The sequence below is a fragment of the Roseburia sp. TF10-5 genome, from assembly GCF_003462365.1.
Classification (GTDB): domain Bacteria; phylum Bacillota; class Clostridia; order Lachnospirales; family Lachnospiraceae; genus Roseburia; species Roseburia faecis.
This window is the reverse complement of the sequence record NZ_QTYW01000002.1, coordinates 250,049-262,281: the sequence shown is the minus strand read 5'-3', so window position 1 is coordinate 262,281 and position 12,233 is coordinate 250,049. Positions and strand designations below refer to the sequence as shown.

General features: G+C 39.3%; 9 protein-coding genes. 7 read left to right on the top strand and 2 right to left on the bottom strand.

Going from position 1 to position 12,233, the window contains the following annotated elements; genetic code table 11:
• Positions 1–9 precede the first annotated feature (9 nt).
• Positions 10–1,923: a 1,4-alpha-glucan branching protein GlgB gene (glgB, locus tag DXD06_RS03345; protein WP_117830635.1), complete on the top strand. Its 1,914-nt coding sequence runs from the start codon at positions 10–12 to the stop codon at positions 1,921–1,923.
• Between the two features lie 723 nt (positions 1,924–2,646).
• On the opposite strand, the gene DXD06_RS03340 is transcribed toward glgB, so the two are convergent.
• Positions 2,647–2,826 (bottom strand): AgrD family cyclic lactone autoinducer peptide, encoded by a 180-nt coding sequence (locus DXD06_RS03340; RefSeq protein WP_158569477.1) that lies wholly within the window; start codon positions 2,824–2,826, stop codon positions 2,647–2,649.
• A gap of 593 nt (positions 2,827–3,419) precedes the next feature.
• On the bottom strand, positions 3,420–4,250 hold the full coding sequence (locus tag DXD06_RS03330; protein WP_055262697.1) for a helix-turn-helix transcriptional regulator: 831 nt from the start codon (positions 4,248–4,250) through the stop codon (positions 3,420–3,422).
• Between the two features lie 237 nt (positions 4,251–4,487).
• On the opposite strand from DXD06_RS03330, the gene DXD06_RS03325 reads away from it, so the two are divergent.
• The 6 genes from DXD06_RS03325 to DXD06_RS17765 all read left to right on the top strand — a co-directional run bounded on the left by DXD06_RS03325 (position 4,488) and on the right by DXD06_RS17765 (position 12,211).
• The gene (locus DXD06_RS03325) at positions 4,488–5,873 is read left to right on the top strand and encodes a carbohydrate ABC transporter substrate-binding protein (RefSeq protein ID WP_117830632.1); all 1,386 of its coding nucleotides are present in this window, start codon (positions 4,488–4,490) and stop codon (positions 5,871–5,873) included.
• Positions 5,874–5,981: 108 nt separating this feature from the next.
• Entirely contained in the window at positions 5,982–6,866 is an 885-nt protein-coding gene (locus tag DXD06_RS03320) for a carbohydrate ABC transporter permease (RefSeq protein WP_055262701.1), read from the top strand.
• An 11-nt stretch (positions 6,867–6,877) separates the two neighbouring features.
• Entirely contained in the window at positions 6,878–7,768 is an 891-nt protein-coding gene (locus tag DXD06_RS03315; RefSeq protein ID WP_117830631.1) for a carbohydrate ABC transporter permease, read from the top strand.
• A 17-nt stretch (positions 7,769–7,785) separates the two neighbouring features.
• Positions 7,786–7,989: a DUF6903 family protein gene (locus tag DXD06_RS03310; RefSeq protein ID WP_015567929.1), complete on the top strand. Its 204-nt coding sequence runs from the start codon at positions 7,786–7,788 to the stop codon at positions 7,987–7,989.
• Between the two features lie 31 nt (positions 7,990–8,020).
• On the top strand, positions 8,021–10,186 hold the full coding sequence (gene gnpA / locus DXD06_RS03305) for a 1,3-beta-galactosyl-N-acetylhexosamine phosphorylase (RefSeq protein WP_117830630.1): 2,166 nt from the start codon (positions 8,021–8,023) through the stop codon (positions 10,184–10,186).
• An 18-nt stretch (positions 10,187–10,204) separates the two neighbouring features.
• The gene (locus tag DXD06_RS17765) at positions 10,205–12,211 is read left to right on the top strand and encodes a phosphotransferase (protein WP_082424150.1); all 2,007 of its coding nucleotides are present in this window, start codon (positions 10,205–10,207) and stop codon (positions 12,209–12,211) included.
• The last annotated feature ends 22 nt before the right edge of the window (positions 12,212–12,233 follow it).

Genomic DNA, 12,233 nt, shown 5'->3' with positions numbered 1-12,233 from the left:
AGGGTATTTATGAGTAATTTTACAGAGATGGATTGTTACCTGTTTGGACAGGCAACACATTATGATATTTATCGCAAAATGGGTGCTCACAAAATGACAATTGAAGGAGAAGAGGGAGTATGCTTCGATGTCTGGGCACCACATGCAGATCGTGTATATGTGATTGGGGAATTTAACGGCTGGAATGAAACGTCCCATGAGATGAAACGTGTGACACCGGAGACGATGGGGGTATACGAACTGTTCGTACCGGGTGTCCAGCTGGGCTGCATGTATAAGTTCCTGATTATCGCGCAGGATGGAAGAAAGCTGTACAAAGCAGATCCTTATGCAAACTATGCACAGCTGCGTCCGGAGACCGCTTCCATTGTCACAGATATTTCCAATTTTCTCTGGTCCGATACGGAATGGATGAATGCCAGAAAAAAACTTTCCAAAGAGGAAGTATATGAGCAGCCGATGGCAATTTATGAGGTACATCCGGGTTCCTGGATGCGGCATCCGGGGCGTGAGGATGATGGATTTTATTCTTATCGGGATCTGGCAAAGACCTTGATTCCTTATGTGAAAGACATGGGATATACCCATATCGAGCTGATGGGAATTTCCGAGTATCCATACGATGGTTCCTGGGGATATCAGGTAACGGGGTATTATGCACCGACTTCCCGTTATGGAACACCGGAGGATTTTGCACATCTGGTCAACGAATGCCATAAGAACAAGATTGGCGTGATCCTTGACTGGGTGCCGGCACATTTCCCAAAAGATGCACATGGATTGGCAGAGTTTGATGGTACTGCAACTTATGAATATGCAGACCCGCGCAAAGGAGAGCATCCGGACTGGGGAACCAAAATCTTTGATTACGGAAAGAATGAGGTCAAGAACTTCCTGATCGGAAGTGCGCTGATGTGGATTGAGAATTATCACGTAGACGGACTTCGTGTGGATGCAGTTGCATCCATGCTGTATCTGGATTACGGGAAGGAAGATGGACAGTGGGTTCCGAATATTTATGGTGGAAATAAAAATCTGGAAGCCATTGAGTTTTTCAAGCATATCAATACGCTGATTCTCGGAAGAAATCCGGGGTCTGTGATGATTGCAGAGGAATCAACGGCATGGCCGAAAGTGACGGGTACGGTAGAGGATGACGGACTTAATTTCAGCTACAAGTGGAACATGGGCTGGATGCATGATTTCCTTGACTATATGAAGCTTGACCCGTATTTCCGAAAGGACAATCACAATAAGATGACCTTTGCCATGAGTTACAATGAGAGTGAGAAGTACATTCTGGTATTATCCCATGATGAGGTCGTACATCTGAAATGTTCCATGCTCAACAAGATGCCCGGACTCGAAGGGGATAAGTTTAAAAACCTTATGGCTGGCTATGCATTCATGATGGGACATTCCGGCAAAAAACTTCTGTTTATGGGACAGGAATTCGCGCAGGAGCGTGAGTGGAGCGAGAAGCGCGAACTGGACTGGTTCCTGCTGGATGATCCGAAACACAAACATATGCAGGATTGGGTAAAGGCATTGCTTCATTTGTACCGTAAGAATCCATGCCTGTACGAGCAGGATACGACCTGGGCAGGATTTGAGTGGATGAATGCCAACGACTATGAACGCAGTATTTTCAGCTTTGTGCGAAAGAGTAAGGATGGAAAGAATAACCTGCTCTTCGTGATCAGTTTCACACCAGTAGAGCGTGACGATTATCGGGTAGGTGTGCCGGGCAGACATACCTATAAGCTGATATTAAACAGTGCAGATCCGCAGTTTGGCGGAAGCGATACAGAAGATACGAAACGTCCGGTTTCCTACAAGGCGGAAAAGAAGCCTTGCGATGGACGGGATTATTCGATCGGATATAAGCTGCCGCCTTACGGAGTAGCAGTATTTAAATTTTAACTAAAAAAGTGGAACCGGGAGTTCATGTTTACAACGTGGATGCCCGGTTTCTTTTTTAATTATTTGATCGTAATACGGGGAATCGTGTTAAATAATGTATAATTTTAGAAATAATTCATGCAATTTAGTGTAAAAACAAATGAAAAATACGTTGATTTTTACATGAATAATTGATATGCCAAAAGTAAACATTTCATGGAGGTGCAGTGATGTATAGAAAAATAATGGATTATTTAAAGGAATGGAAGCATAGTGAACATCGCAAACCTCTTATTCCGTGGGGATATCCGGTTTGTTTTAAGAGTGTTTGTGTTTCCTCAAAGGAGAATGCGGCGCTCCAAGCATATTGAACTGGAATACGATATTAATTTCTGGCAGGACAATAAAATTGTATTTGTAGGCAAATAAAATATTTGTTTTTAAGATAGCAGAAGATATACCTGTATAAAAATTGGCATCTGGAATGTTTTTCCCGTCACTTGTATCCATATTTAATTTGTGTATAGGAAATAAAAAATTTCTTCCAAACTGTTCAAATTCAATTTGATTTTCTGTGATTTTAAAATCTCACAGAAATACTTTCCAAGTTATTTCCTGAAAATGAATTTAACACATATGCTTGGTCGTTATGTTGCATATTATCTAATTCTGCAGCATATACGTTGTTATTGAAAGTAATCATGAATACCATAACTAAAATTATACTTAATATTTTTTTTATAATTAATTTCCACCTTTCTTATTTGAATGTAAATAATGTTGATCTTGAGGTTGATACCAAGTGTACTTTGGTTTTGGGGGTTCATACATAAGGCTAAGACAGTTTGTATTTGCTTTTTTCAGGGCGATTTTACAAATTGTATCTTTCACAATTCCTATAGTATTTTTTTTACTCTTAATCATGGTTTTCCCTTCGTGTAAATAGTTAATTGGCAACATAATATTTTCCAGAATATATATTTAATTTTACAATAGCATATTTGCATAAAAAAGCAATAGAGTTGGTGCGAAGCAGGGAGCCAGGTTTTAAAATTTCAATCAGCCAGAAAAATATACTTACAAAATATACCGTTTTTCGGTTGCGGAAATAAAAGGATGTTGCACAACAAAACATACCCATAATGCCATAGATAATACATGTGATCAGAATATGCACGATGGTTAGTCCAAAACATTGTAAAAACATTTAAAGCAGAAATTTCAGATGGGTTGTATTTTCCTCCACGAAACATCAAGTGAACACAGAATAGATTCAGGGAAAGAGAAAGGAAAACCAATAAGGACAGCAATATAAAATTTTTTATAAGAAGACCGTAAATCATTTTTCTCTTTCCAATCCGGCTGATAGGCATAGTTTCCCTGAATAATCTGATATATGTACCACCAGGATTCCAGAAACGGAAGAATAAAAATCCATTTCCTTTCCCCGAAAGATATGATATTCTTTCGGGGAAATTTTTAGAAAATTATTTTTTTATGTAAAAAATGAAACATGGTCATGTCCTGACACGGTGGGATTTGCGGAACTGCTGTGGCGATTCATGAAATTTTTTCTGGAAGGACTGCGAAAAATAGCTGGTAGAGGAAAACCCGATACATCCGGCAATCTCTTCGATGCTGTGATTGGTTGTGAGCAGCAGGTCACGCGCAGACGCCAGCCGAACTTCGTTCAGGTAAGCGATGGGAGATTTCCCGTACAGCTCTGCAAAACGGTGTGAAAGGTAATATTTTGAGAGACTGCAGTTTTCGGCAAGCGAATCCAGAGAGATCATGCTCTGGTAATTGTGCTCGATAAAGCGTTTTACCTTGTGGCATTCGCGGCTGCTGTTCTGCGCATCCACCACTTCATAGGATACATGGTCTTTCCGGCAGAAATATAAAATTAAAATATCCAGATAATGCTGGCAGATCTCTGCGTAGCGGTCCTGTTTGTTATGCATTTCCCGCAGGATATTTTCAAAACACTGGCGGATAAAAGGCGAGTTTGCAAAAGCCGGGACATGAATGTATTCCGGTTCTTTGTCAGTATTCAGTTTTAATCCTTCCACCCCGAGCACATAATAATCCAGTGGATTTTCCGGATCGGAAAACTCTGTGTGTGTTACCTGTGCACCGATCACGACAAGGCTGTTTGAGGAGACAGGAAGAGATTCATTTTCAATCAGCATGCGTCCGGTGCCGTCTTTAATAAAGAAGATTTCCGTAAAATGATGGCTGTGGGGAAACGAAGTCCAGTCATTTTCAAATTTGGATGCTGATATGGAAAGCAGGCGGAAATGGATTTCCGGCTGTACCTCATTATCCAGATTAAATTTGCGGTTGCTCATGGAAAATACAGTCCTTTCATGTTATAATTGCAATGATTTCCTGGTCAAAATGGAACGATGTTGTACTTAGTATACAATAAAAAAAACAAAATAACAAGATTTTTAAAATAAAGCAAGAATTATAAAATATAGAGCAATATATGGATAGGAAAAAGAGATGGCGTACTATATAATAACAAATGTAGGGAAGGAAACATAAGAACTTATAGTAAAAAATAACAAAAATGGGAGGTTACTATGAAGAAAAAAATTTTATGTACAATGATGAGTATGGTAATGGTAGCATCTTTATTTGCAGGGTGCGGTACAGATTCAGGAACGGAGAATTCTGCGTCAGATAACAGCAAGACAGAAGAAACTGGACAGACAACATCAGATGATCCATATGCAGCTTATGCTGGAACAACAATCAGTGTAGCTGCGATTGAGACAGGTTATGGTTCGCAAATGTGGCAGGAAGTGACAGATGCATTTACAGAAGAAACCGGAATTCAAGTAGAACTTACAACAGATAAAAAATTGGAGGATGTAATAGGACCATCCATGCAGGGAGGCGAATACCCGGATGTTATTCATCTGGCCACGGGACGTGAAGCTGCGTTAACGGAACAGTTTATTAAGGGAAATATGATTACTGACATTACAGATGTCTTATCTATGAAAGTTCCGGGAGAAGATAAACTTGTTTCAGAGAAGATTGCAGGAGGATTTACAGATACATCATTGACGAATCCTTATGGTGATGGAAAGACATATCTTGCACCAATGTTTTATTCCCCATGTGGTCTGTTTTATAATGCAGGTCTTTTAGAAGAAAAAGGATGGGATGTTCCAACAACCTGGGATGAAATGTGGGAACTTGGAGATAAAGCAAAAGAAGAGGGAATTTATTTATTTACATATCCGACAACAGGATATTTTGATGCATTTTTCTATGCATTAATGTATGCCGCAGGCGGACCTGAATTCTTTGATAAGGCTACAAATTATGAAGAAGGTATCTGGGAAACACCAGAAGCACAGACATGTTTTGATATTGTTGCAAAGTTAGCTGAGTACACAAATCCTATTACACCGGCACAGGCAAATGATCAGGATTTTACACAGAACCAGCAGTTAGTACTTGATAATAAGGCAATTTTCATGCCAAATGGAACCTGGATTGTCGGTGAAATGGCAGATGCTCCTCGTGCAGATGGATTTAAGTGGGGTATGACAGCTCTTCCGGCGGTAAAAGCGGGAGGAGACAGTTATAGTTATACATGGTTTGAACAGGCATGGATTCCTTCTGGTGCAGAACATCAGGATGCAGCAAAATTATTTATCTCATATTTATACAGTGATAAAGCATGTGAAATTTTTGCAAAAGCAGGAGCTATTCAGCCGGTATTAGGAATTGCAGATAAATTAGAAGGTGATAATGTCATGTTTTATTCTATCTATGATAATGGAGCAAAGGCAGCCATGGGCAATTTTGCATCATTTGAAGCAATTCCGGGTATTGAAGTACGTACTGTATTCTTTGACCCTGTAAACTCTTTGGTATCAGGAGATATGACAGAGCAGGAGTGGATTGATGGAATTATTTCGGCAAGTGACCAGATGCGGGCAAATTTGAAATAAGAGTTTTTAGTTTTCCTTAATGCTATAGTGGTAAAAATGAGTCGGCGGACAGGATTTTTGTCCGCCGAATTTTAAATAGTATGGTTTGTTTGAAAGGAACGTGAAAGTATGAAAAAAGCCAGAGGACGAAGCGGTTTTTTGGCGGTATGCATAGCACCAGCAGTAATTTTATTTTTTGTGTTTATGATATTGCCTACCTTAAATGTATTCAGGATGTCGTTATTTGAAAAAGGTGCATATTCACCGAATGAAACATTTGTTGGCCTGAAAAATTTTAAAACATTAATATCGGATACTAATTTTATAAGGTCCATGCAAAACATGATTTTACTTATTGTTGTTGTTACAATAGTTACCTTTGCATTTGCACTTGTTTTTGCAGGCATTCTGTCAAGAGAAAAAATCAGGGGACAGAATTTTTTCCGTATTATTTTTTATATTCCCAATATTTTATCGGTTGTAGTAATTGCAGGTATTTTTTCTGCAATTTATAAGCCGGAGAACGGAATGCTAAACAGTATTATCGGACTGTTTCATAAAATGGAGAACCCGATTTTGTGGAAAGGTGAATCGCTTGTGATCGTCAGTCTTATTATTGCAATGATCTGGCAGGCGATTGGTTACTATATGGTCATGTACATGGCATCTATGGCGAGTGTGCCGAAAAGCCTGTATGAAAGTGCCGGATTAGATGGTGCAGGCAGGCTCGTTCAGTTTTTTCAGATTACAATTCCGTTGATCTGGACTAATATTCGTACAACATTAACATTTTTTATTATTTCTACTATTAATATGGCATTTCTTTTTGTAAAAGCTATGACTTCAGGTGGCCCAAACGGAGCTTCTGAAGTGTCACTAAGCTATATGTATGGACAGAAGGATGCCGGATTATATGGATACAGTATGGCAATAGGTGTTGTAATATTTATTTTCTCGTTTGCATTGTCTGCACTTGTAAATAAAGTTACAGAGCGTGAACCACTGGAGTTTTAAGGAGAGAAAATATGAGAGAGAAAAATAATCCGAATTCTGCGGAACGGTTGTATAAATTTTTTATCTATTTAGTTTTAATAATGCTTGCAGTCAGTATTATTATTCCGGTGGTATGGGTGTTTATGGCATCCATTAAGCAAAATAAAGAGTTTTATGGAAATCCGTGGACTTTGCCGAAGGGTTTTTATTTTCAGAACTTTATTGATGCCTGGAATACAGCAAAAATGGGAGATTACATGTTAAACTCCGTATTGGTTACAGCTTTGGCACTTGTAATTCTTTTAATTGTTGCACTGCCGGCAGCTTACTGTTTGTCACGTTTTAAATTTAAAGGAAGCAAATCTTTAAATGCGGCTTTTATGGGTGGTCTTTTTATTAACGTGAATTATATTGTTGTTCCAATTTTTCTGATGCTGCGAGATGGAGACAATTGGCTGAAATCAGTAATTGGGAAAAGTTTTCTGTTAAATAATCTGGTCATACTTGCAATCGTATATGCTGCGACAGCACTTCCGTTTACAATTTATCTGTTGTCAGGGTATTTTTCAACATTGGCACATGATTATGAAGAGGCGGCATATATTGATGGAGCAGGTTATAGTACAACGATGTGGAAAATTATTTTCCCAATGGCAAAACCATCTATTATTACAGTAATCTTGTTTAATTTTCTTTCTTTTTGGAATGAATATATCATTTCCATGACACTAATGAGTTCGGCAAAGGGACCGAAAACGTTACCGGTAGGATTATTAAATCTGATGCAGGCACAGCAGTCAGCAGCACAGTATGGAATTATGTATGCAGGACTTGTAATAGTAATGCTTCCTACATTAATTTTATATATATGTGTTCAGAATAAACTGACACAGGGAATGACTGTTGGTGGTTTAAAGGGTTGATGAGAAGGGAGATTAAAATGGAATTTTGGAAAAAGCACACAAAATGCAGAATAATTTTAATGGCAGCTCTTTTTATTGCCGGAATAAGCCTGTCTGTTTTTGGATGGGGTATGACAGGAAAAATGACAGGTTTAGGAATTATGCTTATTGGAATTATCTGTTTATTAATGGCATTGTGGATTTATAATTGCCCTTTTGCAGAAAAGAAGAAAAGAAAGTAATTATATGGATGAAATAGAGTGAGGAAGAAAAATGAGTGAGAAAAATACAGGCCGTGTCACAATTCCTACAAATCTGGATGTGGTTCCAGAGACAATTGAGTTAATGAAACGCTGGGGTGCAGATGCAATCCGCGATTGTGACGGAACAGAATTCCCGGAAGAGCTGACAAAGACCGGGGCAAAGATTTATGCAACTTACTACACCACGAGAAAAGATAATGAGTGGGCGAAGGCAAACCCGGATGAGGTGCAGCAGTGTTATATTATGAGTGGATTTTATACGGCTGTTGAAAGCGAACTGCAAATTCCTCTGATGAAGGGGATTTCGGATGAGTTAATGCAGGTCAATACAAGAGATGATATTAAACGATGGTGGGAGGTTGTTGACCGTTCCACAGGTCAGGTGGTATCGACCAAACAGTGGGAATATAATGAGGAGTCAGGGTGCGTCTGTATTCATGAGGCAGAACCGTTTCATGAATATACAGTAAGCTTTCTGGCATATATTATCTGGGATCCGGTACATATGTATAATGCAGTGACAAATGACTGGAAGGATTTTGAACATCAGATTACATTTGACGTAAGACAGCCGAAAACACATAAATATTCCATGGAGCGTCTGCGCAAGTTCTGCGCAGAGCATCCATATGTCAATGTCATCCGCTATACGACGTTTTTCCATCAGTTTACATTGATGTTTGACGAGTTAAAGCGGGAAAAATATGTGGACTGGTATGGTTATTCCGCGTCAGTAAGCCCTTATATTTTAGAGCAGTTTGAAAAAGAAATGGGTTATAAATTCCGCCCGGAATATATCATTGACCAGGGATATTATAACAATCAGTACCGTGTACCTGGTAAAGAATATAAGGATTTTCAGGCATTCCAGCGCAGGGAAGTTGCAAAGCTTGCAAAAGAGATGGTTGACATCACACATGAATGCGGCAAAGAGGCAATGATGTTTTTGGGGGATCACTGGATCGGAACAGAACCATTCATGGAAGAGTTTGCAACGATCGGTCTTGACGCAGTGGTAGGAAGCGTTGGAAACGGAAGTACACTTCGTCTGATCTCTGATATTGAAGGTGTAAAATATACAGAAGGAAGATTCCTTCCATACTTTTTCCCGGACACCTTCCATGAGGGCGGAGATCCTGTCAAGGAAGCAAAGGAAAACTGGGTGACAGCACGCCGTGCCATCTTAAGAAAACCAATCGACCGTATCGGATATGGCGGATATTTAAAGCTTGCATTAGATTTCCCGGAGTTTTTGGACTATGTGGAGAGCGTGTGCAATGAATTCCGTGAACTGTATGAGAATGCAAAAGGAGCAACACCGTACTGTGTGAAGAAGGTTGCTGTTTTAAACAGCTGGGGCAAAATCCGCAGCTGGGGCTGCCATATGGTACACCATGCCTTATATCAGAAACAGAATTACAGTTATGCGGGAATTATCGAGGCGTTAAGCGGCGCACCGTTTGATGTGAAATTTATTTCCTTTGATGATATTTTAAAGGATAAGGATATATTAAAGGATATTGATGTCATTATCAATGTCGGGGACGGGGATACGGCACACACCGGCGGGGCAGTCTGGGAGAATGCAGTTATTTCCGCAGCCATTCGTGAATTTGTCTACCGGGGCGGTGGATTTATCGGTGTCGGGGAACCGGCAGGACACCAGTATCAGGGACATTATCTGCAGCTTGCCGATTTAATTGGTGTGGAAAAAGAAACCGGATTTACCTTAAACTACGATAAGTATAACTGGGAAGAACACAAAAATCACTTTATTCTTGCAGATACAACAAAGCCTGTTGACTTCGGAGAGGGCAAGAAGAATATGTTTGCGTATGAGGGAACAGAAATTCTGGTACAGAGGGACAAAGAAGTTCAGATGGCTGTGCATGAATTTGGCGAGGGCCGTTCGGTCTATATCAGTGGACTGCCATATAGCTTTGAGAACAGTAGAATTCTTTATCGAAGCATTTTGTGGAGTACACATGGCGAAAGTTTATTACATCAGTGGTTTAGTACAAATTTCAATGTGGAAGTACATGCATATGTAAAAAATGGCAAATTCTGTGTTGTAAACAATACCTACGAGCCACAGAATACGGTTATCTATCGCGGCGATGGAAGCAGTTTTGCGTTGAAAATAGAGGCAAATGAGATTAAATGGTACGCTGTTTAATCAGGAGGTATAAAGAATATGAAGAAACCTGTACTTGTAATTATGGCAGCCGGAATGGGAAGCCGTTACGGTGGAATGAAACAGATTGATCCAGTAGATGAATATGGACATATTATTGTTGATTTTTCTATTTATGATGCTTATCTTGCAGGATTTGAAGAGGTTATTTTTGTAATAAAAAGAGAGAATGCGGAAGATTTTCATAATGTCATAGGGAATCGTATAGAAAAGATTATGAAAGTAAGATATGCATTTCAGGAGCTGGAAAATCTGCCGGAGGGATTTGAAGTTCCGGCCGGAAGAGTAAAGCCATGGGGAACTGCGCATGCAATTTTAAGCTGTAAAGATATGATTGACGGACCATTTGCAGTGATTAATGCAGACGACTATTATGGAAGAGAAGCATTTAAGCAGATTTATGATTATCTGAGTGTGCATGAAGATAATGAAAAGTATCAGTATGCAATGGTAGGATATCAGTTGAAAAATACTTTGACGGAGAATGGAAGTGTGGCAAGAGGTGTCTGTGAGATTGATGGTGCTGGAAAACTTGTCAGTGTAATAGAACATACAACGATTGTAAAACGTGGAGAGAATGCCGCATATACGGAAGATGATGGAAAAAGTTATACGGAATTGGCAGGAGATACGATTGTTTCCATGAATTTATGGGGATTTAGCAAGGGATTTTTGTCAGAAGTTGAGTATGGATTTCGTGATTTTCTGCAGGAGGGGCTGCAACATAATCCACTGAAATGTGAATATTATCTTCCGTCAGTTGTCAGCAGACTGTTAGATAACAATAAGGCAGAAGTAAAAGTTCTTCTTACAACAGAAAAGTGGTATGGAGTTACCTACAGGAAAGACAAACCAATGGTTATGACTGCATTGAAAAAGCTGGAAGAGAATAATTTTTATCCAAAACAGCTCTGCGGAAAATTAGAAGTGGCTGCAAATTTCTGTTTTGAAGGTGTATATAAAGAAGAAATTCCATGGGGAAATGGACATATTAATAATACTTACCGTGTTACATTTGAAAATGAACAAGGAGTAAAAAGGCATTATATTTTACAGCAGATGAACAAGAGTATTTTTAAAAACCCGGTTGAATTAATGGAAAATATCGTTGGAGTCACTGAATTTTTAAAAAGAAAAATTTCAGCTAACGGTGGAAATCCAGAGCGGGAGACATTAAATGTCATTCCGGCAAAAGACGGGAAACCCTATTATGTGGACTCAGAAGGTGAGTATTGGAGAGCTTATGTATTCATTGAAAATACCGTAAGCTATGATTTGATAGATAATCCTGAAATACTTTATGAGGGAGGTCTGGCATTTGGCAGATTTCAAAGTATGTTAGCGGATTATCCGGCGAAAACACTTCATGAGACAATTCCGGGATTTCATGATACCAGAGAAAGATTTGAGAGATTTAAAAAGGCAGTGGAAGAGGATGTGTGCGGTAGAGCGGATTTAGTCCGGGAGGAAATTCAGTTTGTATTGGACAGGGAAGAAATTGTGGACTGCTTTCAGGATTTGTTGAGAAGTGGAAAAATCAGCTTTCGTGTGACACACAACGACACAAAAATTAATAATGTCCTCATGGATAAGGATACCAAAAAAGGAATATGCGTGATTGACCTGGACACTGTAATGCCTGGGGCAGCCATGAATGATTTTGGAGATGCGGTGCGGATTGGAGCAAGTACAGCATTAGAGGATGAACAAAATCTGGATAAAGTGTGGTTCAACTTAGAACTTTTTGAAGCATGTGCGAATGGCTTTATAGAGGGATGTGGTGGAAAACTTTCACAGGAAGAGATAAAGCTGCTTCCGATGGGCGCTAGGCTTATGACCTATGAATGTGGAATGAGGTTTCTTATGGATTATATTCAGGGAGACATTTATTTTAAAATTCACAGACCGGGGCAGAATTTGGACCGGGCAAGGACACAGTTTAAACTTGTCTCTGATATGGAACATAAGTGGAAAGTAATGGAGAATATTGTGAAGAAGTATATGTAAGACAAAACAGTGGAATTGACAA